Source organism: Palleronia sp. LCG004, from assembly GCF_032931615.1.
Lineage (GTDB): Bacteria > Pseudomonadota > Alphaproteobacteria > Rhodobacterales > Rhodobacteraceae > Palleronia.
Map to the genome: position 1 here is coordinate 1,026,250 of NZ_CP136759.1, position 26,075 is coordinate 1,052,324.

Annotated in this window: 23 protein-coding genes and 2 tRNA genes; 12 read left to right on the top strand and 13 right to left on the bottom strand. The window is 61.8% G+C overall.

Features of this window, described 5'->3' with window-relative positions; all coding sequences use genetic code 11:
- Window positions 1-248: 248 nt before the first annotated feature.
- Window positions 249-884 (top strand): recombinase family protein, encoded by a 636-nt coding sequence (locus tag RVY76_RS04950; RefSeq protein WP_317376280.1) that lies wholly within the window; start codon window positions 249-251, stop codon window positions 882-884.
- Between the two features lie 25 nt (window positions 885-909).
- Here the strand turns inward: RVY76_RS04950 and RVY76_RS04955 are convergent, their stop codons facing one another.
- The 3 genes from RVY76_RS04955 to RVY76_RS04965 form a co-directional block, all read right to left on the bottom strand.
- Window positions 910-1,833, bottom strand: coding sequence for a hypothetical protein (locus RVY76_RS04955; RefSeq protein WP_317376281.1), 924 nt, complete (start codon window positions 1,831-1,833; stop codon window positions 910-912).
- Window positions 1,834-2,050: 217 nt separating this feature from the next.
- Window positions 2,051-3,532, bottom strand: a complete 1,482-nt coding sequence (locus RVY76_RS04960; protein ID WP_317376282.1) for a tyrosine-type recombinase/integrase — start codon at window positions 3,530-3,532, stop codon at window positions 2,051-2,053.
- Between the two features lie 103 nt (window positions 3,533-3,635).
- Window positions 3,636-3,709: transfer RNA gene (locus tag RVY76_RS04965), tRNA-Cys, on the bottom strand.
- A gap of 237 nt (window positions 3,710-3,946) precedes the next feature.
- On the opposite strand from RVY76_RS04965, the gene RVY76_RS04970 reads away from it, so the two are divergent.
- The 4 genes from RVY76_RS04970 to uvrA all read left to right on the top strand — a co-directional run bounded on the left by RVY76_RS04970 (window position 3,947) and on the right by uvrA (window position 9,943).
- Entirely contained in the window at window positions 3,947-5,221 is a 1,275-nt protein-coding gene (locus RVY76_RS04970) for an MFS transporter (protein WP_317376283.1), read from the top strand.
- A 43-nt stretch (window positions 5,222-5,264) separates the two neighbouring features.
- On the top strand, window positions 5,265-5,840 hold the full coding sequence (locus tag RVY76_RS04975; RefSeq protein ID WP_317376284.1) for a DUF924 family protein: 576 nt from the start codon (window positions 5,265-5,267) through the stop codon (window positions 5,838-5,840).
- Between the two features lie 27 nt (window positions 5,841-5,867).
- A complete protein-coding gene (locus RVY76_RS04980) occupies window positions 5,868-7,010 on the top strand; it encodes an MFS transporter (RefSeq protein ID WP_317376285.1) in 1,143 nt (380 codons plus the stop codon).
- A 74-nt stretch (window positions 7,011-7,084) separates the two neighbouring features.
- A complete protein-coding gene (gene uvrA / locus RVY76_RS04985; RefSeq protein ID WP_317376286.1) occupies window positions 7,085-9,943 on the top strand; it encodes an excinuclease ABC subunit UvrA in 2,859 nt (952 codons plus the stop codon).
- A 3-nt stretch (window positions 9,944-9,946) separates the two neighbouring features.
- On the opposite strand, the gene xth is transcribed toward uvrA, so the two are convergent.
- Together xth and RVY76_RS04995 are read right to left on the bottom strand one after the other, a co-directional pair.
- Entirely contained in the window at window positions 9,947-10,726 is a 780-nt protein-coding gene (gene xth, locus RVY76_RS04990; RefSeq protein ID WP_317376287.1) for an exodeoxyribonuclease III, read from the bottom strand.
- A 43-nt stretch (window positions 10,727-10,769) separates the two neighbouring features.
- A complete protein-coding gene (locus tag RVY76_RS04995; RefSeq protein ID WP_317376288.1) occupies window positions 10,770-11,093 on the bottom strand; it encodes an iron-sulfur cluster assembly accessory protein in 324 nt (107 codons plus the stop codon).
- Between the two features lie 75 nt (window positions 11,094-11,168).
- Between RVY76_RS04995 and RVY76_RS05000 the strand changes: the two genes are divergently transcribed.
- On the top strand, window positions 11,169-12,314 hold the full coding sequence (locus RVY76_RS05000; RefSeq protein WP_317376714.1) for a deoxyguanosinetriphosphate triphosphohydrolase: 1,146 nt from the start codon (window positions 11,169-11,171) through the stop codon (window positions 12,312-12,314).
- 64 nt (window positions 12,315-12,378) lie between these two features.
- Here the strand turns inward: RVY76_RS05000 and RVY76_RS05005 are convergent, their stop codons facing one another.
- Window positions 12,379-13,944 (bottom strand): alpha-amylase family glycosyl hydrolase, encoded by a 1,566-nt coding sequence (locus RVY76_RS05005; RefSeq protein ID WP_317376289.1) that lies wholly within the window; start codon window positions 13,942-13,944, stop codon window positions 12,379-12,381.
- A gap of 134 nt (window positions 13,945-14,078) precedes the next feature.
- Between RVY76_RS05005 and RVY76_RS05010 the strand changes: the two genes are divergently transcribed.
- The 6 genes from RVY76_RS05010 to scpB all read left to right on the top strand — a co-directional run bounded on the left by RVY76_RS05010 (window position 14,079) and on the right by scpB (window position 21,397).
- Complete coding sequence (locus RVY76_RS05010) at window positions 14,079-15,932, top strand: sodium:proton antiporter (RefSeq protein ID WP_317376290.1); 1,854 nt, start codon at window positions 14,079-14,081, stop codon at window positions 15,930-15,932.
- Between the two features lie 59 nt (window positions 15,933-15,991).
- Window positions 15,992-17,710 (top strand): arginine--tRNA ligase, encoded by a 1,719-nt coding sequence (gene argS, locus RVY76_RS05015; RefSeq protein ID WP_317376291.1) that lies wholly within the window; start codon window positions 15,992-15,994, stop codon window positions 17,708-17,710.
- A gap of 215 nt (window positions 17,711-17,925) precedes the next feature.
- A complete protein-coding gene (locus tag RVY76_RS05020; RefSeq protein ID WP_317376292.1) occupies window positions 17,926-19,002 on the top strand; it encodes an SPOR domain-containing protein in 1,077 nt (358 codons plus the stop codon).
- The gene (locus RVY76_RS05025; RefSeq protein ID WP_317376293.1) at window positions 18,999-19,991 is read left to right on the top strand and encodes a glycoside hydrolase family 3 N-terminal domain-containing protein; all 993 of its coding nucleotides are present in this window, start codon (window positions 18,999-19,001) and stop codon (window positions 19,989-19,991) included. Before RVY76_RS05020 ends, RVY76_RS05025 begins: the two co-directional genes overlap by 4 nt.
- Complete coding sequence (locus RVY76_RS05030) at window positions 19,984-20,763, top strand: ScpA family protein (protein ID WP_317376294.1); 780 nt, start codon at window positions 19,984-19,986, stop codon at window positions 20,761-20,763. Before RVY76_RS05025 ends, RVY76_RS05030 begins: the two co-directional genes overlap by 8 nt.
- Complete coding sequence (gene scpB / locus RVY76_RS05035) at window positions 20,756-21,397, top strand: SMC-Scp complex subunit ScpB (RefSeq protein ID WP_317376295.1); 642 nt, start codon at window positions 20,756-20,758, stop codon at window positions 21,395-21,397. Before RVY76_RS05030 ends, scpB begins: the two co-directional genes overlap by 8 nt.
- A 4-nt stretch (window positions 21,398-21,401) precedes the next feature.
- Here scpB and RVY76_RS05040 read toward each other — a convergent pair whose 3' ends face one another.
- From RVY76_RS05040 to rpmF, 7 genes are all read right to left on the bottom strand, one after another.
- Entirely contained in the window at window positions 21,402-22,472 is a 1,071-nt protein-coding gene (locus RVY76_RS05040) for a 2'-deoxycytidine 5'-triphosphate deaminase (protein ID WP_317376296.1), read from the bottom strand.
- Between the two features lie 43 nt (window positions 22,473-22,515).
- Window positions 22,516-22,592: transfer RNA gene (locus RVY76_RS05045), tRNA-Pro, on the bottom strand.
- A 67-nt stretch (window positions 22,593-22,659) separates the two neighbouring features.
- On the bottom strand, window positions 22,660-23,319 hold the full coding sequence (locus RVY76_RS05050) for a MerR family transcriptional regulator (protein WP_317376297.1): 660 nt from the start codon (window positions 23,317-23,319) through the stop codon (window positions 22,660-22,662).
- Window positions 23,320-23,323: 4 nt separating this feature from the next.
- Complete coding sequence (ihfA, locus tag RVY76_RS05055) at window positions 23,324-23,626, bottom strand: integration host factor subunit alpha (RefSeq protein ID WP_317376298.1); 303 nt, start codon at window positions 23,624-23,626, stop codon at window positions 23,324-23,326.
- A gap of 112 nt (window positions 23,627-23,738) precedes the next feature.
- Window positions 23,739-24,707: a beta-ketoacyl-ACP synthase III gene (locus RVY76_RS05060; protein ID WP_317376715.1), complete on the bottom strand. Its 969-nt coding sequence runs from the start codon at window positions 24,705-24,707 to the stop codon at window positions 23,739-23,741.
- A 2-nt stretch (window positions 24,708-24,709) separates the two neighbouring features.
- The gene (gene plsX / locus RVY76_RS05065; RefSeq protein ID WP_317376299.1) at window positions 24,710-25,804 is read right to left on the bottom strand and encodes a phosphate acyltransferase PlsX; all 1,095 of its coding nucleotides are present in this window, start codon (window positions 25,802-25,804) and stop codon (window positions 24,710-24,712) included.
- 19 nt (window positions 25,805-25,823) lie between these two features.
- Window positions 25,824-26,030: a 50S ribosomal protein L32 gene (gene rpmF / locus RVY76_RS05070; protein WP_317376300.1), complete on the bottom strand. Its 207-nt coding sequence runs from the start codon at window positions 26,028-26,030 to the stop codon at window positions 25,824-25,826.
- Between the last annotated feature and the right edge of the window lie 45 nt (window positions 26,031-26,075).

Genomic DNA, 26,075 nt, shown 5'->3' on the forward strand with positions numbered 1-26,075 from the left:
GCTGAATTCATCGTAAGGCTACCCACACAGCCAAATACACTTATCGCCTTGAGATCGCTTCTGAGGGCCTCTCTCGCGCTATCATCCTAAGCTGGACCGTGAGGAAATCATGCAAACGGAATTGTTCGATAGGGTATAGTCTAGCGGACACGTAAAATCCGTCTCAAACAGGTGTCCGTAAGGCTTGCTTTCGATCTACGGACATGCTTCTTACCGGACAACACCCTTTCGGACAGTTCGAGGATGGCATGACCACGATTTTCTATGCCCGTGTGAGCACGGCAGACCAAACGCTCGACCATCAGGTTACCCAGGCACGGAAAGCCGGATTCGAGATAGACGAGATTCTCTCAGATCATGGCGTGTCTGGCGTCAGTACAGCTCTCCGAGATCGCCCCGAGGGGAAACGGCTCTTCGACAAGCTCCGGAAGGGCGACACGCTGGTTGTTCGGTGGGTGGACCGCCTAGGACGCAACTACCAGGACGTGACCGACACGATCCGGGAGTTCATGCGTCGTGGCGTGACCATCCGCACGGTCATCAACGGCATGATCTTCGACGGCACCCCGCAAGATCCCATGCAAGAGGCCGTGAGAGACGCTCTTATTGCATTCATGGCCGCAACGGCACAGGCACAGGCGGAAGCGACAAAAGAGGCTCAGAGGGCCGGTATAGAGGCTGCACGGGGAGATGACCGGAAGTACCGGGGCAGGAAACCTTCGTATGACCGGGAGACGTTAGAGATCGTCCTGTCCATGCTGTCGAACGGGGACGGGGCAAGCGCGATCTCGAAGGCGACAGGACTCAGCCGCCAAACAATTTTAAGGATTAAAAATAGCCCGCACGATAGTCAAAAAAACCTCAACAATTGGCTAAAAATTTGAGCCGAATGTACTGAACATATTATTCCTACATTGACCTGTACGATTCAAAATTATTCAAGTCGGAAGAGTCCGTAAATCCGAAGCTATTTAATGCAGGTAAGACCACTTCATACCCTCCATCTGGAATTTTCCGTGAACAAACTTCCAACGACCAGCCACCTCGAAAATAATAATTCGCACCGAACGAATCTTCGTAATCTATAATCAATCCAATTGTGGCGTACTTGCTACCTATATCTAGATCCTCAAGAATTTCGAGGTTCCCAAAGTTAGTTACTAAATTTACAGGTGTAACGCCAGGATATACCGTATGAATATCCCCTTTTTGGAAAACATTATTCTCGTGATCTGAGTGTAGCGGTTCGAATACATTTCCTGCAGGTTGACCCTTGCTCCACTCATTGTAAACGATCCTTAAACTTTTAACACAAGCCGGAGTTTTGCCAAAGTTAGATATTTTAAAAGTTAATTTCCAGCCATCTTCTTTCCGCGTGAAATTATCGGCGAAAGTAAAATCCTGCTCTACGTCAGCGTATATATAAGGTCTCATTTCCCAATGAGAGTAAAATCTTGACGAAATAAGTGCTTTCGATGCTAAAACGTTACTTCTTCGCGCAATCTGAAGCGACCATAAGACAAAAAGTGTTCCTATGGGAACAAAGATTGTTGATAAAAGAGTGTATCTTGCGGTGCTTTGAGCAGCATCCTTCATCAGCTGTGTCGCAGCACTAATCTCTTTTTGCGTTGCAAGCGCATCACGATCGAGTTCAAATGCTTGTTGCTCTTGATGCTGACGATCTAAAAAGTTTTGGTATGTATCAAGTATAAAGCCAGGAGAATTTAACTGTACAGAATTTTCAAGAACATTGTCATCAATTGAATTACGGCTTTGCGCGTGAGCTATGCCAAAAAAGAATTTTAGAGTACAGAAAATTAAAATATACTTCATAAACTTCTATATCTGATCACTGCAAAGGCTTCAAATTATGAATAAGGTTTTTGACTTAACTTAAAATTTAATCATCACGTAAAAAATAATTACCTGCTTAATTGTTATACAGCAAAGCTCCGACAGATGTACTAGATTGATTTAAATAGCATGTTCTTTTCATCCACACTGTTTCAGTATTTACCGGTCGAGAGCTAAATCACAAATCTTTATTAAGCTAAAGCTTGTTAAGCTCAATCAAGCCGATATACGGATGTTCCGCCCTGTCTACTGCATCCTTCATCACTTTAAGGCTCGGTCCTCGTCCATAGGCTGCGCTTACAGCGCTTAGATCATGCCCTAGAATGGCGCTGTGAATCTCGCGTGAGACCCCTGCGTCGCGCATCTTGTCCTTGAAAGATCCACGCAGCGAATGCGTTGTGTATCGTTCGTTCGAGTGAGTACCATCGCAAGCAAACTGGGCTTTTTTCATCCAATAGTTGCAACGTTCGGATGCTCGGGTCTTGCCGTCAATTTTGTCAGGAAAATCAAACAGGCGATCATGAGAATCGCGCCGTGAAACCATCTGTTCCACGAGAGGGCGGATTGCTTCGCAGACGGGTACTCTTCTTTGTGATTGACGGTTTTTCACCTTCGATGCTTGCAGGTCAAAGTGCAAGATTTCGTCTACAATCTTTACCTGTCCGGCGCGAAGTGTGGCGACCTCATCAAGCCGCATACCAGTCGCTGCGAGGATCGCCCAGATGTTCCTTACGTCTTCAGGTAGGTTAGGTATCGCAAACAACTGACTGATCATGTCGTCGGTAAGGGGCGCGTAGTGCTCCAACTTCTTGCCATATGTACGCAGGTCGATGCGACGGAACGGATTGCTTTCAATTACATCCGACTGAACAGCGTGATCGAAGAGCGTAGAGACATGGCTCAGTCTTGCTTTAATCGTCTTATTCGCCTTCTCTGTTGAGAGAGATCTTGCATACTTGTAAGCATGTGCTGCCTTGAAATCTACCATTGGTTGATTGCCTACGACTTCGGCAAAATCTTCGATTGTTACGACCCGTGATCGGGCAGTCTTCTCTCGGAGATGACCGTTCTGGACTTGTTCCTGCAGATCGGTTCTGAATATCTCCAGATGATCAAGGATGGTAGGCGGACCGTCTTCTGACAATCCAAGCGCAGCATTCAGATCCGCCGTGGCTTCACTTTGGAGGATTCGCAACTCAGCAGCGTTGAATTCGTCTGGTCCGACGCGATCCCACCAGCTTACCATAAATTCAGGATCACCGTCTCGATCTAGCGTTACGAACTCGTGTAATCGATCATCTATTCCATTCAGGGCAGAAGCTAGTTCGCCCTTCGTTTGCGGCGGCTCCATGTATGTTACCGTATACACTTCCGATTCTAAAGAACATCTGGCAGCATACTCCGTACTCGCCAAATCGAGTTGATGTATGAGACGCATGTACGCGCTCTGCGGACGGGTCATTTGGTGTGACGTATACTTCGCGGCGATCTTAACCCTTAACTGTGCCTCTAGGTCGTGGAGTCTCTTCTGCGCTAATTTGAAGTCGCTAGTACCCGTCGTCAGGCGCATTTGGCGTGGTCCGCCACGCGTCCGTGCGGCGAGGGGAATCGTCAAATATGCGTAGTAGATCCCGTTACGCAGGCTCAGCGTTGCGGCCGTCCATTCAAGGTCATCCATCGCCAATGATTTCCTCTCATACTGCCAGTCGTACTGCCAGTTAGAGGTGCCAGACCGGCCCGAATCGGACAAGTGCTTGGACATTTTAGGTACAATTTAGGATTGGAGGCGAGTACCGGAATCGAACCGGTGTACACGGATTTGCAATCCGCTGCGTCACCACTCCGCCAACTCGCCGCAGGTGGTCGTGGCGGTGTCATATCGCCCCGCCCGAGGCTTCGCAAGGGAATTGGCTGAACGCGCGACGGCGCGAAATTAGGCAAGTTGGGGCTGGGAAGGTCGGTCGCACCCTGTTATCCGCGCGCCAGGCGATTCCCGCAGGATCGGCGTCGGTCGCTTGCCGTGACCGAGCACGTATTTGCAGGCAATCGGTGCGCGGTGTCCGCGCGGTTGGTATGAAAGAGGCCCGAGGCGATGTTGAAGGTTCTGGTCGGCGGATGGGCTCTCTTCCTGGGCATGGCGTTGCTCATGGTCGGCAACGGGATGCAAGGTACGCTGCTGGGCGTGCGGGGCCCGCTCGAAGGGTTCTCGACCTTCCAGATGTCGCTGGTCATGTCCGCCTATTTCCTGGGATTCCTCGGTGGTTCGCGTCTCGCGCCAGAGATGATCCGGCGGGTGGGGCATATCCGCGTCTTCGCGGCGCTGGCCTCGTTCATCTCGGCGGTGCTGATCCTCTATCCCTCGATCACGGAACCCTGGGCGTGGGTTCTGTTGCGGGTGCTGATCGGCTTCTGCTTCTCGGGCGTCTACGTCACGGCCGAATCGTGGCTCAACAACTCGGTCACGAACGACCAGCGGGGGCAGGCGCTGTCGGTCTACATGATCGTGCAGATGACGGGGATCCTCACCGCCCAGGGGCTGCTGGCACTGGGGGATCCGACGGGTTTCATCCTGTTCATCGTGCCCTCGGTCCTCGTCTCGATGTCCTTTGCGCCGATCCTGCTGTCGGTGACGCCCACGCCGGCCTTTGCCACGACCAAACCGATGAGCCTCGCCCGGCTCTACCATTCCTCGCCGCTCGGATGCGTGGGGATGTTCCTGATGGGCGGCGTCTATTCGGCGCAGTTCGGCATGGCGTCGGTCTATGCGACGCAGCTGGGCTTTTCGGTGAGCGAAGTCGCGACATTCGTCGCCGCGATCTATGCGGGCGGTCTGCTGCTGCAATATCCGATCGGCTGGCTGTCGGACCGGTTCGACCGGCGACGCGTCATCATGGGTGCAGCGCTTGTCGGCGGGCTCGTCAGCTTCCTCGGGTTCACGTCCGAGCCGACGCTGGTCATGCTCTGCGTCGCGGGGTTCGTCATGGGCGGGATGGCCAATCCGCTTTACGCGCTGCTCATCGCCCATACGAACGATTACCTCGCGCACGAGGACATGTCGGCCGCGTCGGGTGGCCTTCTCTTCATCAACGGTCTCGGTGCCGTGGCGGGCCCCATCATCACGGGTGCCATGATCGCTGAATTCGGACCGATGGGGTTCTGGGTCTTCCTGGCCGTCCTGATGCTGCTTCTCGCGGCCTATGCCGGCTACCGGATGACACGCCGCGCGGCACCCGACGAATACGGGCAATACGTCGCCATTACGCCGTCCGCCACGGTCGTCGCGATGGATGCGGCGCAGGACTGGCTGCAGGAGCAGGCCGAAGAAGACGAAGAAATCGACGAGGATGACGACGAGGCCGCCGCCTGAGGCATCTGCGGGGCCCGTCGCAAGGGAAGAGAAGGCGAGGAAAATGTCGCAGGCAGAAGAGATCATCCGGTTCTGGGTCGAGGAGGTCGGACCGAAGGGCTGGTACGCGGTCGACGACGATCTCGACCGGACCATCCGCGAGCGGTTCGGCGACCTCTGGGCGGCCGAACGCGACGGCGTCCGGAGGGCCTGGTGCGCCTCGCCCGAAGGCGCGCTGGCCTATCTGACCCTGACCGATCAATTCCCGCGCAACATGTTCCGCGGCGATGGCCGGGCCTTCGCGCTCGATCGGCGCGCGCTTGCCGCGGCCAAGCAGGCGATCGCCCGCGACTGGGACCTGCAGATCGACGGCCCTGCGCGACAGTTCTTCTATCTGCCGCTCATGCATTCCGAGATCCTCGCCGATCAGGATCGCTGCGTCAGGCTGTTCGTGGCACGCATGCCCGAGGCGGAGGACAACCTCTTCCACGCCCGTGCCCATCGAGAGGTCATCCGAAATTACGGGCGCTTTCCCTATCGCAACGCGGCGCTCGGCCGGCGCAACAACGCGGCGGAGGACGCCTATCTCGATGCTGGCGGCTATGCCGAGACGATTCGGATGCTGAAGACCGACGCGTGACCCGCATATGAGCGGACGCGAACGACCATGAGCGGCGAGGTGGAGCGCCGCTCGACCGATTGGCCGCTCGTCGTCGCAATCTTCGTCGGAGGGCTGCTTGCCGCCGGGCAATTCGCCAAGGTTTCGCTCGGGCTGCCTCAGATCGGGGTGGCGTTCGACGCTCCGGCCACGCGGCTCGCCTATCTGGTTTCGATTCTGGGCGTGGTGGGGATCATTGGCGGTGCCATGGCCGGCGGGGTGGTGGCCGCATGGGGGGCGGCGCGCGTCCTCGTCTGGTCGATGGTGCTGGGCGGGGGGCTGTCGCTTCTGCAGGCGTTCCTCCCGCCGCTGCCGGTCTTCGCTGGGTTGCGCGTCGTCGAGGGGCTCTCTCATCTGGGGGTCGTCGTCTCGGCCCCGCCGTTGATGGCCGGGCTCGCCTCGGATCGCGACCGGCCGATGGTCATGTCGATCTGGGCCTCGTTCTTCGGAGTGGCCTTTGCGATTGGCGCGGTGATCTTTCCGTGGGTCCTGAACCAGGGGGGAATCGCGCTCGTCCTCGCACTGCACGGCATCGCGATGCTCGTCGTGGCGGGGCTTCTGGTATCGCGGCTGCAGCGACAGATCCGCGCGCCCCTGCGGCTCGATCCGTGGCGGGTCCATGCGCGGATCTATTCGCGGCCGGACCTCTTCGCGCCGGGTCTCGGCTTTGTCTTCTACACGCTGACCTATGTCGCGTTGCTCACGCTGCTGCCGATGCGGCTTGGGCAACCCTGGCTCGCGACGGGCCTGCCGCTTCTGGGGCTTGCGGGTACCTTCGCGGCCGGTCCGGCGATGCGGCGCATCGCGCCGCCACGCGTCGCTGCCTGCGGTTTCGCCGCGATGGCGGTGCTAGGCGTGCCGCTCCTGCTGGGCTGGACGCTCGCACTGCTGCCTCTCTTTCTCATCATGGGAATCGTCCCCGCTGCGAGCTTCGCGATGATCCCGTATCTCAACCGCGGGCTTCCCGACCGGGCGCAGGCCACGGGGTGCATTGCGCAGCTCGGCAACGTGGGCACCACCCTCGGCACGCCGTTCTTCGCGATCTGCCTCGGGGTGGGCGGGCTCGGGTTGCTCTATCTCGCGCTGATTGCGGTGGCACTTGCCGGGCTCGTCACGGTGTTGATGCTTGCCCGTCTCACCACTCCCGCCTGACCGGATCGCCCGAGTTTCCGTTTGCGAATTTCGCACACGCGCCTATCTGAGGAGGCGGGTTGACGAGGTATGACATGGCCGAGCTGAAGAACATCGAAGTCCGTGGCGCGCGGGAACACAACCTCAAGAGCATCGATGTCGATATTCCCCGCGACAAGCTTGTCGTGATCACGGGTCTGTCGGGATCGGGCAAGTCGTCGCTGGCCTTCGACACGATCTATGCCGAAGGGCAGCGCCGCTATGTCGAATCCCTTTCGGCCTATGCGCGGCAATTCCTCGACATGATGCAGAAGCCCGATGTCGATCATATCAGCGGCCTCAGCCCTGCCATCAGCATCGAGCAGAAGACGACCTCCAAGAACCCGCGCTCGACCGTCGGCACCGTGACCGAGATCTACGACTACATGCGGTTGCTCTTCGCCCGGGTCGGGACGCCTTATTCCCCGGCCACCGGCAAGCCCATCGAGGCGCAGCAGGTGCAGGACATGGTCGACCGGACGATGGCGATGGAGGAGGGCACGCGAGGCTATCTCCTCGCGCCGATCATCCGTGACCGGAAGGGCGAATATCGGAAGGAGTTCCTCGAGCTTCGTAAGCAGGGCTTCCAGAGGGTGAAGGTCGACGGCACCTTCTATGAGTTGGACGAGCCGCCCACGCTCGACAAGAAATTCCGCCACGACATCGACGTCGTGGTCGATCGGATCGTGGTACGCGAAGGGCTCGAGACGCGACTTGCCGACAGTTTCCGCACGGCGCTCGACCTTGCCGACGGGATCGCGATCCTCGAGACAGCCCCGAGCGAGGGCGATCCGGAGCGCATCACGTTTTCGGAGAAGTTCGCCTGTCCAGTCTCGGGCTTCACCATCCCCGAGATCGAGCCGCGCCTCTTTTCGTTCAACGCTCCGTTCGGGGCCTGCCCGGAATGCGATGGTCTGGGTGTCGAGCTGTTCTTCGACGAACGCCTGGTCGTGCCCGATCAGAACCTCAAGATCACGGACGGTGCGATCGCACCCTGGCGCAAGGGCAAGAGTCCGTATTTCACCCAGACGATCGAAGCCATCGCCAAGCATTACGGGTTCAAGCAATCGACTAAATGGGCCGATCTGCCCGACGAGGCGAAGACCGTCTTTCTCTTCGGGTCGGGCGAGACCGAGATCAAGTTCCGTTATGACGAAGGGGGGCGGGTCTATGAGGTGTCGCGCGCCTTCGAGGGCGTCATTCCGAACATGGAACGCCGGTATCGCGAGACGGATTCGAGCTGGATCCGCGAGGAATTCGAGCGCTATCAGAACAACCGGCCCTGCGGTGCCTGTGATGGGTATCGCCTGCGCCCCGAGGCTCTGGCCGTCAAGATCGACGGGATGCATGTGGGCCAGGTCGTCCAGATGTCGATCCGCGAGGCCTGGGAATGGTGCGAGCGGGTGCCCGCGGCGCTGACCGCGCAGAAGAACGAGATCGCGCGCGCAATCCTCAAGGAAATCCGCGAACGGCTGGGATTCCTGAACAATGTCGGCCTCGAATATCTGACGTTGTCGCGCAATGCCGGGACCCTTTCGGGGGGCGAGTCGCAGCGGATCAGGTTGGCGAGCCAGATCGGATCGGGTCTGACGGGCGTTCTCTATGTGCTCGACGAGCCGTCGATCGGCCTGCATCAGCGCGACAACGACCGGTTGCTCACAACGCTGAAGAACCTGAGGGATCAGGGCAATACCGTCATTGTGGTAGAACATGACGAAGAGGCGATCCGGGAGGCGGATTACGTCTTCGATATCGGCCCCGGAGCCGGCGTCCATGGCGGAGAGGTCGTCGCGCACGGAACGCCGCAGGAGATCGAGAGCGATCCGAAGAGCGTTACCGGCGATTACCTTGCCGGCCGGCGCGCGATCAATGTGCAACCGGACCGTCGGAAGGGCAACAAGAAGGCGATCCGCGTCGTGGAAGCGTCGGGCAACAATCTCAAGGATCTGAGCGTCGATTTCCCTTTGGGCAAGTTCGTCTGCGTAACGGGCGTTTCGGGCGGCGGCAAGTCGACCCTCACGATCGAGACCTTGTTCAAGACCGCCTCCATGCGGTTGAACGGTGCGCGTCAGACACCCGCGCCCTGCAAGACGATCAAGGGGTTGGAGCATCTCGACAAGGTGATCGACATCGACCAACGCCCGATTGGGCGTACGCCACGCTCGAATCCCGCCACGTATACCGGGGCGTTCTCGCCGATCCGCGACTGGTTCGCCGGGTTGCCGGAGGCGAAGGCCCGCGGCTACAAGCCCGGGCGGTTCAGCTTCAACGTCAAGGGCGGTCGTTGCGAGGCCTGCCAGGGCGACGGTGTCATCAAGATCGAGATGCACTTCTTGCCCGACGTCTATGTCGAATGCGAGACCTGCAAGGGCGCACGCTACAATCGTGAGACGCTGGAAATCAGGTTCAAGGGCAAGAGCATAGCAGATGTTCTTGATATGACGGTTGAAGAAGCGCAGGGCTTTTTCCAAGCCGTGCCTTCGATCCGCGAGAAGATGGACGCGCTGGTGCGCGTGGGCCTTGGCTATATCCGCGTGGGTCAGCAGGCGACGACCCTTTCGGGCGGCGAAGCGCAGCGCGTGAAGCTGTCGAAGGAACTCGCGAAGCGATCGACGGGCCGCACGCTCTATATCCTCGACGAGCCGACGACGGGTCTGCATTTCGAGGACGTGAAGAAGCTCCTGGAAGTGCTTCATGAGCTTGTCGATCAGGGAAACACGGTCGTGGTCATCGAGCACAATCTCGACGTGATCAAGACGGCCGACTGGCTGATCGATATCGGTCCCGAGGGCGGCGACGGCGGTGGAGAGCTGGTCGCAACCGGAACGCCAGAGGAGGTCTCGGAGAACGAGGCCTCGCATACGGGACGTTATCTGAAGCCGATGCTGACGCCACGAAAGGTCGCGGCCGAGTAGGGATCAGGCGTCGAGTTCGATCCAGACGGGAACATGATCGGAGGGCTTTTCGCGTGCGCGAAGGTCCTTCTCGATCCAGACGTCGGTCACGAGATCGGCGGCCTGCGGGCTCAGCAGGTGATGGTCGATCCGGATGCCGTCGTTCCGGTCGAACGCACCGGCCTGATAATCCCAGAAGGAATAATGGCCGCCGGCCATGGTCCGCGCGCGAAACATCTCGGTCATTCCGAGCGCCAGAAGACGACGGAAGGCCGCGCGTGTCTGGGGCAGGCCAAGGGCATCCTCGCGCCAAGCGTCGGGGCGGGCCGCGTCCTCGTCCTGCGGGATGACGTTGTAGTCACCGCAGAAGATCGCGGGTTCCTCCGTCGCGAGCACGTCACGCATCCGAGCCTCGAGCCGTTCCATCCAGGCGAGCTTGTAATCGTATTTCGGCCCCGGAGCCGGATTGCCGTTCGGAAGGTAAAGTCCGGCCACCCGCACGGGGCGTGTGCCCATGACGGTCGCCTCGATGTAACGGGCCTGTTCGTCGCTGTCGTCGCCGGGAAGGCCGCGCGTCACATCCTCGATCGGCAACTTCGACAGGATCGCAACCCCGTTGAAGCCCTTCTGTCCGTGCGTTTCGACGATATACCCCAGATCCTCGATCGCTTCGCGCGGGAAGTTGGCGTCGATCGACTTGATTTCCTGAAGGCAGGCGACGTCCGGCGCGCTGTCGCGCAGCCAGTCGAGAAGCCCGTCGAGCCGGGCCTTCACGCCATTGATGTTGAATGTCGCGATCTTCATGCCGCCCTTCTGACGCGGGCGGGCGCGAAGCGCAATGCGCCTCTTACATCGCGAAGGAGACGCCGCAGCCGCAGCTCGAACTGGCGTTCGGATTCTCGATCACGAACCGCGCGCCGATCAGTTCCTCGCTGAAATCTATGGTCGCTCCGGCAAGGAAGGGAAGCGAGACACTGTCGACGAGCACCCGCTCGCCGTCCTTTTCGAGGACGAGGTCGTCGTCGGCCTGCGCGTCGAGCTTGATTTCATACTGGAAGCCCGAGCATCCGCCGCCCTCGACCGCGACGCGCAGGGCCTGTCCCTGTTCGGCCGCGCCGATTTCGGAAAGGCGCGCAAATGCGCGATCGGTCACTTTCGGGGGAAGGTTCATGGTGCGTTCGCCCTGCATTGGTTGGCTGCACCCAATATAAAGACCGTGACCGAGGACAACAAGATTGGCACGCCCATGCAGGCCCGCTATGCCGCCCGGCCCGAAGAGACCCGCGGACGCCTCTATCCCGAGGAGGAAAGTGCGCATCGCAGCTGCTTTCAGCGCGACCGCGACCGGATCATCCATTCGAGCGCCTTCCGAAGGCTTAAGCACAAGACCCAGGTCTTCATCGAACACGAGGGCGATTACTTTCGCACGCGGCTGACCCATTCGATCGAAGTGGCGCAGGTGGCGCGGACGATCTCGGGCGTGCTTGGGCTGAACTCCGAGCTGACCGAGGCGGTGGCGCTCGCCCACGATCTGGGACATCCGCCATTCGGCCATACCGGGGAGGACGCCCTGTCGGACCTGATGGCCCCTTATGGCGGGTTCGACCACAACGCACAGGCGATCCGGATCGTGACATCGCTCGAACGGCATTATGCGGAATTCGACGGGCTGAACCTGACTTGGGAAACGCTGGAGGGTATCGCCAAGCACAACGGTCCGGTGGGCGCGCCGATCCCCTATGCGCTGGCCGATTACAATGCGCGCCACGACCTGGAGCTCGGGACCCATGCCAGTGCCGAGGCGCAGGTCGCGGCGCTGGCCGACGATATCGCCTATAACAGCCACGACCTTCATGACGGATTGCGCGCCGAGCTGTTCTCGACCGACGAGCTGGCCGAGCTTCCGATCCTCGATCGGTGCTTTGCAAAGGTCGACGCGATCTATCCGGGGCTGAATTACTACCGGCGGCGTCATGAGGCGCTGAGACGTTTCTTCGGCGTGCTGGTCGAGGATGCGATCACCGAAGCGCGCGAGACACTTGCGGCGCTAGATCCGCTCGACGCAACGGAGGTGCGTCATCTGGCCATGCCGATTATCAGGTTCTCGGATCCGGTCTGGTCGGACCTTCAGGTCATCCGCAACTTCCTGTTCCATCGGATGTATCGCGCGCCCGACGTCGTCGTGACGCGCGAGCGCGTGACGCAGGTGGTCCGCGAGCTCTTCCCGCTTTTCATGGACCGCACGGATCTTCTGCCGAAGCAATGGCGCAAGGATGTCGAGGAGGCAGATGGCGAAACGATGCTCGCGAGGATCGTGCTCGATTACATTGCGGGGATGACGGACCGCTTTGCGATTCAGGAACACGCGCGCCTTCTGGGAGGCGACGTCTGAGCAGGGGTGGGGTGCCGCGCGGGTGAAGCGGCCCCGGACCTTTTCCGGGGCGCGCAAACCCAGCTCATGCTTCGAGGATCAGACCTTCGTGCGGCAGAAGGAAGTCGACGCGCGACAGATCGCGGTCGGAGATCGTCGAGAAAATCGGCGTGCCGGAGCAGGGCAGGGGCCGTTCCTCTTTCGAAAAGTTGAGCGCGACATTCAGCGTTTCGCCATCACAGGCGCGTGCATAAGCGAGTGTCGCCTCGTCGGCATGGAGCCTTGTGTAGCCGCCGCGCCTGAGCGCCGCGTGGATGCGGCGCAAATCCGTCAGATCACGATAGAGCGCCAGCATCGAGGTCGGATCCGCCACCTGTGCCTCGGCTGAGGGCACGGAGGAGAGCGGCAGCCACGGCTCGCCGGTGGTAAAACCGCGGCCCGGCCCGTCATCCCAGGGGATCGGAATGCGGACCGGATCGCGACCGAGCCCCGTTCCAGGATTGTTGATGGCCCACGGATCCTGGACCATGTGGTCGGGGACATGCTCGTTCACCATGCCGAGCTCATCGCCCTGCCAGATCGTGGGCGTTCCCTTGAGCGTAAGGAGCAACATTGCCGCCACGCGGGCCGCATCCGGCCCCCAGCGCGTGGCGACCCTGTCGCGGTCGTGGTTGCCGAGCACCCAGTTCGGCCATCCGCCGGGCGGGAGTGCTGCCTCGTAGCGGTCGATATAGTCGGCGAGCGCCAAAGGCTCCCATTTCGCTTCAATCAGGTGGAAATTGAACGGGAGCTGGAAGCCGTCGAGGTCCTCGCCGTAATAGAGCATGACCTGATCGAGTGCGCCGTAGGCCTCGCCGACCAGAACGCGATCGGGATATTCGTCGGCCACCTTCCGCATCTCGCGAACGGCGGAAAAGCCATCCGGCTGGTGCGAGGAGTGCTTGCGATGGAGCGAGCGCGCCGGTCCCATTTCGAAAGTCCAGTCGGACGCCGGTGGATTGTCGCGCAACAGATGGTCCGGCGCGAGATGTTCGACCGCATCGACCCGGAACCCGTCGACGCCGCGGCCGAACCATGCGCGCATGGCATCATGGATCGCCGCGCGGACGTCGGGATTGCGCCAGTTCAGCGCGGGTTGTTCGATCATGTAGATATGGAGGTAATACTGGCCCGTCGCCTCGTCCCATTCCCAGGCCGACCCGCCGAATTCGGCGATCCAGTTCGAGGGCGGGCCGCCATCCTCGGCCGGATCGCGCCAGATATACCAGTCACGCTTGGGATTGTCGCGGCTCGACCGGCTTTCCATGAACCATGGATGCCGATCGGAGCTGTGCGATGGCACGAGGTCGAGGAGGAGCTTCAGTCCGTGATCGTGGACGGCATCGGCCAGTCGCTCGAAATCCTCGACCGATCCGAAGATCGGCTCGATGCCGGTGTAATCCGTGATGTCGTAACCGGCATCCTTCATGGGAGACGGATAGATCGGTGAGATCCAGATCGCGTCGACGCCGAGATCCGCGACATGGCCGAGCCTGCGGCGAATCCCGTCGAGATCGCCGATCCCGCTGCCGGTCGTATCCTGGAAGGACCGCGGGTAGATCTGGTAGATGATGCCGTCTTTCCACCAGGGGGTGGCGGTCGCTGCACACATGCCGGGCCCTTTCGTTTTCGGTGGCTTAAGATCGGTTTTTTACGGATGCAATGGTCTCGCTCTCTTCGAGCGATGTGCTAGGTGGGCTGCGACGCGTCGAGGCGCGACAAGGTCCCTCTGAAGGAATTGTGACGATGGAGAATGGCGGTTTGGATCCGGTTGCCGCGATTGCGCTGGTGGGCGTGCTGGGGGTCGGGTCCCAATGGCTGGCCTGGCGGCTCAAGATGCCGGCGATCGTGCTGATGCTGCTTGCGGGCGTGATCGCGGGGCCGGTCCTCGGGATCTTCGACCCCGCGCGCGATATCGGCCCGATCTATTATCCGATGATCTCGATCGCGGTGGCGATCATCCTCTTCGAGGGGGGGCTGACGCTGAACTTCCATACCCTGCGCGACGCCGCCGAGGGGGTGAAACGTCTGGTCTTTATCGGTGCGCCGGTGGGCTGGCTGCTCTGCACGCTCGCGCTTCGCTACGGGGCGGGCACGTCGTGGGAAACAGCCGCGGTCTTCGGCGGCATCATGATCGTCACGGGGCCCACCGTGATCGCACCGCTGCTGCGCTCGGCGCGGCTTGCGCGGCGGCCGGCGGCCCTGTTGCAGTGGGAGGCGATCCTGAACGATCCGGTCGGCGCGCTTGCCGCGGTGCTGGCCTTCGAGGTGGTTCTCGTGCTCAGGACGGCCGAGCAGATTGGAAGCGCGGTCTGGACGCTGGTCTTCGGGATCGCCTTCGCGACGGCGCTCGGCTTTGCCGGGGGATATGGCATGGCCTGGGCCTATCGCCGGGCCAAAGTGCCCGAATACATGAAGGTTCCGGTCCTCTTCGTCGTGATCCTTGCGGTTTTCGCGCTGTCGAACATCGTTCTGCACGAGGCCGGGCTGCTTGCGGTCACGATCATGGGTGTCGTGATCGCCAACGCCAACCTCGCCTCTTACGAGGAACTGCGCCGCTTCAAAGAACATGCGACGATCCTGCTCGTCTCGGGCGTGTTCATCCTGCTGGCGGCATCGCTCGATTTCGCGGCGCTCGATCAGCTGACCTGGCGCGCGGCGCTGTTCGTGATCGTGGTGCTGTCGGTCGCGCGGCCGGTCGCCGTGCTCGTCTCGCTCGCCACGACGAAACTGCCGTGGCGGGAGCGGATCTTTGTCGCGACGACCGGGCCCCGGGGCGTGGTCCTGATCGCCGTCGCGGGCCTTTTCGGCGAACGGCTGACCGAACTCGGGGTTTCCGACGGTGCGATCATCGGGCCGCTGGCCTTCATCCTCGTGGCCTCGTCGGTCGTGCTGCACGGGTTCACGCTGGCCCCGATCGCGCGTCTTCTGGGGCTGACCGCGGCCGAGACGCCGGGCGTGATCCTCGTCGGCGGATCCTACTGGACGACCGCCTTGGCCGAGACGTTGAAGAAGGCCAAGATCCCGGTCCTCATCACCGATCCGAACCGCGGGCATCTGCGCCGCGCGCGCGAAGCGGGGATCGAGACCTTCTTCGGGGATATCCTGAGCGAGGGTGCCGAGATGCGGATCGAGCTCAACGGCTACAAGATCGTCCTCGCCGCGACGGATAACGACGCCTACAACACGCTCGTCGCGACCGATCTGGCACCGCATTTCGGTCGGGAGAACGTCTATCAGATCGCGCGCGAGAAGAACGGCCATGTGCGTCACGCCCTGCCGTCGACCCTCGGCGGCCGGTCGTTCGTGGACGAGGCGACCTACAACGAACTCAATCGTTTGATGTGGAACGATTGGGGGTTCCGCACCACCCGCCTGACCGAAGAGTATACGTTCGACGACTGGCGCGAACGGCGTCCGAATGCCCGTCTTCTTGCGTGGATCGACACGTCGGGTGAGCCGCATTTCGTCACGGAAGAGGATGAGATCGATGCGGCACCCGGCGTCAGGCTCGTCTCGATGCTGCCGCCCGACGAGATGGAGAAGATCGCGAGCGAACGCCGCGAGACGGACGACGATACCAAATCGAAAGAGGGCTGATCGTTGACGGCGAGCGGCGGAATGGTATGACGCCAGCCGGCAGATCCGAGGATGACAAGATGAACCTGTTTGCGCAGATGCGGGACGATGTGGTCGAGGCGCTTGACGGACTGGTGGCCGACGGTACGCTGCCGGGAGGGCTCGACTTCGCCAACGTGACCGTGGAGCCGCCGCGCGATTCCGCGCATGGCGACATGGCGACGAACGCGGCGATGGTGCTGGCCAAGCCTGCGGGGATGAAGCCCCGCGACATCGCGACCGCGCTGGCCGAGAAGCTCGAGGCGATCGACCGGGTCGAGAGCGCCGAGGTTGCAGGGCCGGGCTTCCTGAACCTCCGTCTCGCCGATGGGGTCTGGGGCGAGATCGTCGCGCGGATCAACGAGGATGCCAATTTCGGACGCTCCGACATGGGTGGAAGTTCACGGGTCAACGTCGAATACGTGAGCGCGAACCCGACGGGGCCGCTGCATGTCGGCCATACCCGCGGCGCGGTCTTCGGAGACGCACTGGCGAACCTGCTGGCTTACACCGGCTGGGATGTGACGCGGGAATACTACATCAACGATGGCGGCGCGCAGGTCGACGTGCTCGCGCGGTCGGTCTATCTGCGGTATCTCGAGGCGCACGGGCAGGAAGTCGCCTTCGCCGACGGGACATACCCGGGCGACTACCTCAAGGAGGTGGGCGCGGCCCTGAAGGACAAGGTTGGCGACGCCTATCTCGACCAGGGCGAGGATGTCTGGCTGACGGAGGTGCGCGACTTCGCGACCGACGCGATGATGGCCCTCATCCGCGAGGATCTCGCCGCGCTCGGCGTGGAGATGGACAATTTCTACAGCGAGAAGTCGCTTTACGGCACCGGGCGGATCGAGGCTGCGCTCAAGACGCTCGACGAGAAGGGCCTGATCTATGTCGGTACGCTCGAGCCGCCCAAGGGCAAGCTGCCCGACGATTGGGAGGCGCGTGAGCAGACGCTGTTCAGATCTACCGAGCATGGCGACGATGTGGACCGGCCGGTCAAGAAATCGGACGGATCCTGGACCTATTTCGCGCCCGATATCGCCTACCATTACGACAAGATCGATCGTGGCTTCGACGCATTGATCGATGTCTTCGGCGCGGATCACGGCGGTTACGTCAAGCGGATGAAGGCCGCGGTCAGCGCTTTGTCGGACGGAAAGGTGCCGCTCGACATCAAGCTCTGCCAGCTCGTGAAGCTGTGGAAGAGCGGCGAGCCCTTCACGATGTCGAAGCGGGCAGGCAATTTCGTGACGCTCCGCGACGTCGTGGATGAGGTCGGGCCCGATGTGACGCGGTTCACCATGCTCACACGCAAGAACGATGCCCCGCTCGACTTCGACTTTGCCCGTGCGGTGGAGCAATCGAAAGAGAATCCGGTCTTTTACGTGCAATATGCCCATGCACGTATTCGTTCGGTCGAACGGAAGGCCGAAGCGCAGGGACTCCGGGCGACGGAACCCGTGCTGCGCGATCCGGCAGAATTCGCTGTGGCTCGCAAGCTTGCCGAATGGCCGCGTCTGGTCGAGATCGCGGCCAGAAATCACGAGCCACATCGCATCGCGTTCTATCTCTATGACCTTTCAAGTGATTTCCATTCGCTCTGGAACAGGGGGAACGACGATCCTGGCCTGCGTTTCCTGCAGGAAGGCAATGCGCAAGCCAGCGCAGGAAAGCTTGCCCTGCCGCGGGCGGTCGCCTCGGTCATTGCATCCGGTCTTGGGATTCTTGGAGTTACGCCGCTCGAAGAAATGCGTTGAGCCGAGCGGCTGCGTTGCCCATTGGGAACGGGCTGGCGAAAACCGGCTTTGCGGCGATCTTTGGTCTGGGATCACGCGTGGACTTTCGATAGGCTGCGCCGAAGCGAGCGATATGAGCTCTCCGTCAAGAGAGGGTCGCGCTTGCCGGTGACAGGCACATGAAAGACGGAGGCGGTGGGTGTGTAACCGCGCGTGACCTCCGCGACGAGGCAGGCATGGCAGAGTTCGAGTATATGGATGACCACGACGGCCGGCAGGGCGATGGCCACGGATCCCGGTTCGGCAAATGGGTGAACCTGTCTGGCGCGGTTGTGTCACTGGCGCTGATCGGGGGCCTGTCGGTCTGGGGCTACCAGCTTCTCATGCGTGACGTGAACGGCGTGCCGGTTGTGCAAGCCATGGAAGGCGCGTTCCGCGTCGCCCCTGAGGATCCGGGCGGCATGCAGGCCCCGCATCAGGGGCTCGCCGTCAACGAGATCGCCGCCGAGGGCGAGGCGGGTGGTCCGGCCGAGGAGGTCACCCTTGCTCCGGCACCGACGGGTCTTGCCGATGAAGATGTTCCGGCGGACGACCTGCAACAGCTCGCCGCCGAGGAAGAAGAAGCGCGTATCGCCGAGATCGCCGCCGCCGAACGCGAAGCGGAACAGAGAGCCGAAGCCGAGGCCGCACGTCAGGCCGCCGAGGCCGAAGTCGCGAACCTGATGGACGGAGAGGATACGTCGACGGCCTTGGTTGAGGATGCGGAGCCGGAAGCCGGGATCGACCTATCCGATACCGAAGTGGCTGACGAAGACGCGGCACCGGAGGCGGATCTGCCTGATGGTGCACTTGCGACCGACATGGCCGTGGCCCAGGCCCTGTCTTCGAGGGCGGAGAGCGATTTCGAAGAAGACCTTCCGGTGCCGGGCACGGGCATCACCTCGCCGCGGCCCGAGCCGCGCCCAGCCCGCGCGAGCGTCGCCACTGGCGGTGACGCGGCACCGCAGGAACCTCAGGTCGCAAGCGGCACCGCAAGCGAGGTCGCCGTGGACGAACTTGCCACCGGCACGCGTCTGGTCCAGCTCGGGGCATTTGCGAGCGACGAAGGTGCGCGAGAGGAATGGGCCCGGATCGCGAGCCGGTTCCCGGATTACTTCGATGGCAAGCGTCGTGTAGTTCAAGCCGCCCAATCGGGCGGCAAGACATTCTATCGCCTGCGTGCCGAGGGATTTACGGATCTTGCCGACACGCGCCGGTTCTGCACCGAACTTCTGGCGCGCCAGACCGATTGCATCCCCGTCGAGCTCCAGTGACTACCGCCTGCATCCTCGGCGTCGCCGGACCGCAGCTCGACCCCGAGGCGCGACGGTTCTACCGCGAGGCAGATCCCTGGGGCTTCATACTCTTTGCCCGCAATATCGAAGACCCGGATCAGGTTCGATCCCTGACGTCGGCGCTGCGCGAATGCGTGGGACGTGACGCTCCGATCCTCGTCGATCAGGAGGGCGGACGCGTGCAGCGCCTCGGGCCGCCGCACTGGCGGCGCTGGGTGCCGCCGCTCGAAGAAGTTGCAGGCACACCGAATTCCGAGCGTGTGCTCTGGATCCGGGCGCGGCTCATGGCCGACGAACTGCGCGCTGTGGGGATCGACGTGAATTGCGCGCCGACCTGCGACGTGGCGCGCGACGAGACGCATCCGTTTCTGCGGAACCGGTGTCACGGTCTTTCGCCCGACGAGGTGATCCGCAATGCGCGCGCAGTCGCCGACGGATTGCTGGCGGGCGGGGTATTGCCGGTCATGAAACACATGCCGGGTCACGGTCGGGGACAGGCCGACAGTCATCGGGACTTGCCGGTGATCACCGCGACGGAGGCCGCGCTCGAGGATGATTTTGCGCCGTTCCATGCGCTGAGGGATCTGCCGATGGGCATGACGGCGCATGTCGTCTTGAGCGCGCTTTCGGATCGACCCGCGACGCAGGATCCTGAGATCGTCGCGTTGATCCGGGAGAGGATCGGATTCGACGGGCTTCTGATGACCGATGACATTTCGATGGAGGCGCTGTCAGGCGATATCGCCGAGCGCGGTGCCCGGTCGATCAAGGCCGGCTGCGACATTGTCCTCCATTGCAACGGCGTCCGCTCCGAAATGGAGGATTGTCTGTCGAGTTGCGGTCGCCTCGAGGGCCAGTCGGAAGAGCGGGCGGCGGCGGCGCTTGCCATGCGACCTACCCCCGATCCCGCCACGATCGCGGAACTCGAAGCGGAATTTGTCGCACTGACGGCCCGTGGAGATGGTTGAGACCGAGGCCCCCCACGATCCAGTGGGCGAGCGACGCGCGGCCGAGGCGCTGATCGTCGATGTCGACGGGTTCGAAGGGCCGCTCGACCTTCTCTTAAGCCTCAGCCGAACCCAGAAGGTGGACCTGCGCCATATCTCGGTTCTCGCCCTCGCGCGCCAGTATTTGGCCTTCGTCGAGGAAGCGCGCAGTCTCCGGATCGAGCTTGCCGCCGATTACCTTGTCATGGCGGCCTGGCTCGCCTTTCTCAAATCGCGTCTGCTGCTGCCGCCGGATCCCGAAGACGAAGGTCCCTCGGGCGAAGACCTTGCCGCGCATCTTGCGTTCCAGCTCGAACGGCTCGAAGCGATGCGCGAGGCCGCTGCCAAGCTGATGGCGCGAGACCAGCTGGGTCGCGACGTTTTTGCGCGTGGATTGCCCGAGGCGATGGAGCGGGTGCGCCGCGTGCGCTATACCGCGACGCTGATAGACCTGATGCAGGCCTATGCCCGGATCCGCACCCGTGACGATTTCCGACCGTTCGTGCTCGACCGGGACTCGGTCATGACAATGGAGGAAGCGCTGGAAAGAATGCGCGATCTGATCGGGTTCGCCGGAACCTGGACCGATCTAGCAAGCTACATGCCCGAAGGCTGGGAACGTGACCCGGTGCGCCGCCGCTCGGCCACCGCATCGCATTTCGCGGCATCCCTCGAACTGGTGAAAGCCGGTCGCATCCAGATCCGCCAAGGTTCCACATTCGCACCGATCGAGATCCGTCGTCGCGATGGATGACGCCGAGACCAACCCGCCGCTTTTCGAAGCTCCGCCGATGGCCGAACAGGAACGCATGGTCGAGGCGCTCCTCTTCGCGAGTGCCGCCCCGCTGAGCGTCGGCGAACTGAACGCCCGGATGCCGCATGGCTGCGATGCCGCAGCGGCAGTCGAGCTGCTGCGTGGACGGTATGAGGGGCGCGGGGTCGAGCTCAGGCGGGTCGGTGAAGCCTGGGCCATGCGGACGGCCGGGGATCTGGGCCATCTCATGACACGCGAAACGGTAGAGACGCGAAAGCTCAGCCGTGCCGCGATCGAGACGCTTGCTATCGTCGCCTATCACCAGCCCTGCACCCGCGCCGAGATCGAGGAGATCCGTGGTGTTGCCGTCAGCCGCGGAACGCTCGACCAGCTTCTCGAACTCGAATGGATCCGTTTCGGACGGCGTCGGGATACACCCGGTCGCCCCGTGACCTTCGTGGTCACGCAAGGGTTTCTCGATCACTTCTCGCTGGAATCCGCGCGGGATCTTCCGGGCCTGAGGGATCTTCGTGCGGCAGGGCTGCTCGAGTCACGCCCCGTTCCGGGAACCGCCCCAGAAAAGCCTGCGCCTGAAGATCAGAGCGAGATGTTCGACGGCGATGCCGAGGACTGAAGTCTCAGGCGAATTGCTTTGCGAGCTTGAGGCCTTGTCCCTGATAATTCGACGCGATCTCGCGGCCGTAGAGCTGTTCGGGGATCTCAGCCATCTTTTCGTAGACCAGCCGCCCGACGATCTGGCCGTGTTCGAGCGCGAACGGAGCCTCGTGGCAGCGGACCTCCAGCACCCCTCGGGCACCCTTGCCGCCGGCGCTCGCATGGCCAAAACCTGGGTCGAAGAAGCCTGCGTAATGCACGCGGAATTCCCCGACGAGAGCGAGATAGGGGGCCATTTCGGCTGCATAACGGGGCGGTATCGTCACCGCCTCGCGGCTGACGAGGATATAGAACGCGCCGGGATCGAGAATGAGGCGACCATGATCCGTCCGCAGTTCGTCCCAGAAATCCGCGATCGCGTAATGTCCGATCCGGTCGAGATCGATAACGCCCGTATGGGGTTTGGCGCGATAGCCGGCGAGGTGTCCGTCGCGCGGTTCGAGATCGACGGAGAAGCCCAAACCGTCGTCGATATGCGGATCGCCGTTCACCAAGCCCTCGGACTGGTGGAGTGCGGCCAGTGCGTCGTCATCTAGAACGGACTGGCCGTCCCGAAACCGGATCTGATTGAGTGTCATGCCGGGCCGCACCAGAACCGAGAAGGATCGCGGGCATATTTCGGCATAGAGCGGCCCGTCATATCCGTCAGGCACGCGGTCGAATTCCGTTCCGCAGTCGGTGATCGTTCGGGTCAGCAGATCGAGCCGGCCGGTCGAGCTTTTCGCGTTGGCGACTGCCCTCAGACCCTTGGGCAGGCTCAACCGCTCCATCAGGGGGACGAGGTAAACGCATCCCTTCTCAAGGACCGCCCCTTGGGTCAGGTCGATCTCATGCATCGAAAAATCGGGGAGGCGATCGGAGACACGAGCGTCGCGCCCGGCAAGGAACGAGGCCCGAACGCGATAGGCGCGCGTACCGAGACGCAGGTCAAGCGACGCGGGCTGGATCTGTCCGGGCGAGATAGGCTGGTCAGACCCGATCGAACCGGATCCGATCATCTGCCTGAGCATCTGAGAGGGAAGAATTCCGGTCAACAGACTTTCCGGACGAGTTGCCGTGGGGACGGCAGGATTATGTTGGTCGGGCTAGCAGGACTCGAACCTGCGACCTTCCGTCCCCCAGACGGACGCGCTACCAGGCTGCGCCATAGCCCGACTGACGCGCCTTTTACCGGAGAGAGCGGCAGAGGCAAGGGGCGATCTTGGATAAAAACCGGGCTGTTCATCCATCCGCCCGATCCATTGCCTGTCTAAGCACCCGCGCACGATCGAGCGCGTGCTCGAAGAGCTCACGGTCGGCTTCAATGGCGACTGCCTTCAGGCGCATGAGGCGGGCAAGTGGGCCGGGTGTCGGGACATAGATCGACGATTCGTCGAGCAGGGATGGTTGCGAGAGTGGTGCGCGCGCCGGTTCTTCCTCGGCCAGCGAAAGGCTGTGCGCTTCACTCAAGGACGACGTTTGAGATGACGTATCTTCGATGGAAGCTTCACCCGGAGTTTCGTCTGCGGCACCCGCGATGGGCTCCGATGAAGAGACGTCCGGTTCGGGTTGGTCACGCTTTCGAAGAGACACGACATTTGTCGGCTGGCCCTCCGTGCCGTCCGGATCGCGGGGAGGCGAGAGGGCGGCCACGTGACGGACGCCTTCTTCCCGAAGAAGTTTCTGCACGCCGCGGATGGTCAGGCCATCATCGTGCAGCAGGCGTTTGATGCCGCCCAGAAGCTCCATGTCCGAAGGCCGGTAATAGCGTCGACCGCCAGCCCGCTTGACGGGCTTTACCTGCGTGAAGCGCGATTCCCAGAAACGCAGGACGTGCGTCGGAACGTCGAGCCATTCGGCGACTTCGCTGATCGTGCGGAATGCGTCCGGCGACTTCGCCATGCGCTCAGCCCTTGTTGCCGGCGGCGACGCGATCCTTCATCAGATGCGAGGGACGAAAGGTCAGAACCCGACGCGGGCTGATCGGGACCTCTTCGCCGGTCTTCGGATTGCGGCCGACCCGTGCAGCCTTGGAGCGAACCGAGAACGTGCCGAAAGAAGAAATCTTCACCGTTTCGCCGGAGGCAAGCGCATCGGACATATGACCCAGGATTGACTCGACGAGTTGTGCGGATTCGTTCCTGCTCAGTCCGACCTCGGCAAAGACCGCCTCGCTCAGATCCATGCGGGTCAGTGTCTTGTTCGCCATTGCCCGATCCTTCGAAAATGCGTTGGCGCAGAGCATGCCGGTGCCGCGATTCAAAGTCAATAACAGGGGGTTGCGGGTTTTCGCTTATATCGTGGATAAAGCAGAGCACAGCTTACCAGCGCAGAACCACCGACCCCCAGGCGAGACCACCGCCGATCGCTTCGGTCACGACGATCTGACCCGGCTGGATCTGGCCCCGAGCCTTGCCCACCGACAGCGCAAGCGGGATCGACGCGGCAGACGTGTTGCCGTGATCCTGAACGGTGAGGATGACCCGATCCATTCCGACGCCCATCCGCTGGGCTGTGCCGCGAATGATCCTGAGATTGGCCTGATGGGGCACGATCCAGTCGACATCGGACGGTGCGAGGCCAGCCCGATCCAACGATACGTGGGCGGTCTCGGCGAGCTTCTCAATCGCGTGGCGAAAGACTTCCTTGCCCTGCATCCGGAGATGACCGGTCGATTGGGTCGACACGCCCCCATCGACGTAAAGGATATCGCGGTACTGACCATCGGAATGAAGATCGGACGACAGGATACCCCGATCATCCGGGGTACCGGTGCCTTCCGCCGCTTCGAGAATGAGCGCCCCGGCACCGTCACCGAAGAGCACACAGGTCGTCCGATCGGTCCAGTCCATGATCCGGCTGAAGGTTTCGGCACCGATCACGAGGACGCGCCGGGCCTGTCCCGAAACGATCATCGCATTGGCGGTCGACAGGGCGAAGACGAAGCCGGCGCAGACCGCCTGCATGTCGAATGCGAAACCGTGGCGCATCCCGAGCTGGTTCTGAACCATGGTTGCAGCGGATGGAAAGGTCAGATCCGCGGTCGATGTCGCGACGATGATCGCATCGATATCGCTCGTGTCGAGCCCGGCATCGGCAAGGGCGGCCTTGGCCGCGCGCGTCGCAAGATCCGACGTCGTCTCTCCATCGGCCACGAAATGCCGCCGTTCGATCCCGGACCGAGACCGGATCCATTCGTCGCTCGTATCGACGATGGATTCGAATTCGGCATTCTCCACGACCCGTTCGGGGAGGTAATGGCCGACGCCGCGGATCTGTGCTCGGGTCACGCTCACGTCCCTGCCTCCTCGGGAGAAGCGCGTCGGTCGGCGGAGGCGACGCGGGCTGCGAGACGTTCGTGGAAATTGCTCTGGGCAAGGGTGTAGGCGAGCTTGACCGCCGCCGAGACACCTGTCGCATCGGCAGATCCGTGGCTTTTCACCACCGTACCGTTCAAACCCAGGAAGATGCCACCGTTGACCCGTCGAGGATCGATTCGCTTCTGCAGGCGTTTCAGCGAGGTAAGCGCGAGAAGGGCGGCAAGCTTCGAAAGCGGCGTATGGTTGAACGCCTCCCGGAGTAGATCGCGGATCAGCGCGGCGGTGCCTTCGCCGGTCTTCAACGCGACATTGCCGGTGAAACCGTCCGTCACGATCACATCGACGCGGTCGGACGGAATATCGCCGCCCTCGACGAACCCGACGAAATCGAAATCGGCGGATTCGGCATTCTTTTCGATGAGTTCGTAGGCGACCTTGAGCTCCGCGCGACCCTTGTGCTCTTCGGTGCCGACATTGAGCAGGCCGATCCGAGGGCGTTCGAGCCCGAGGCCGCTGCGCGCATAGGAGGCACCCATCAGCGCAAATTGCATGAGGTCGTCCTGATCGGCGCGAATGTCAGCACCCACGTCCAGCATCACGTTGAATCCTGCCGGATTTCGCGAAGGCCAGAGGCACGCGATCGCCGGCCGGTTCACGCCTTCGAGCTTCTTCAGCCGCATCATGCTGATCGCCATGAGCGCGCCGGTATTGCCGCAGCTGACTGCAACATGTGCTTCGCCCGCGCGCACGGAATCGATGCAGGACCACATCGATGTGTCCTTGCCGTGCCGCATGACATGGCTTGGCTTGGCGTCCATCGTGACCACGTCGGACGCATCCCGGATCGTCACACGATCACCGAGCTTCTGCTTTTCCACGAGCGGTGCGAGCTCGGACTGCCTGCCATGCAGGATGAACGCGATCTCGCCGTTCTTCTCGGCCGATTTCGCGAGTCCCGCCACGACAGTCGCCGGCCCGCTGTCGCCACCCATCGCATCTACCGATACGACGTATCTGGCCTTGGCGTCAGCGGTGTGTTTGACGGGTTTGGCGGTATCGCTCGGCATCAGCCGGGTGTCGCGAACTTCAGGCCGCGTCGTCGTCGAGATCGATCTCGTCAGACTGGGCGACGACCTCGCGCTCGGCATAATGGCCGCAGGCTCCGCAAACGTGATGCGGGCGCTTGAGCTCGCCGCAATTGGGGCACTCGGCGGGATTGGCACCGGTCAGGCCGTCATGGGCCCGGCGCATGTTGCGGCGCGACTTGGTGACTTTGTTCTGAGGGACAGCCATGTTGTGACCTTCGCGTTGGCGGGGCCGGATGGCCCAAGATGAGTA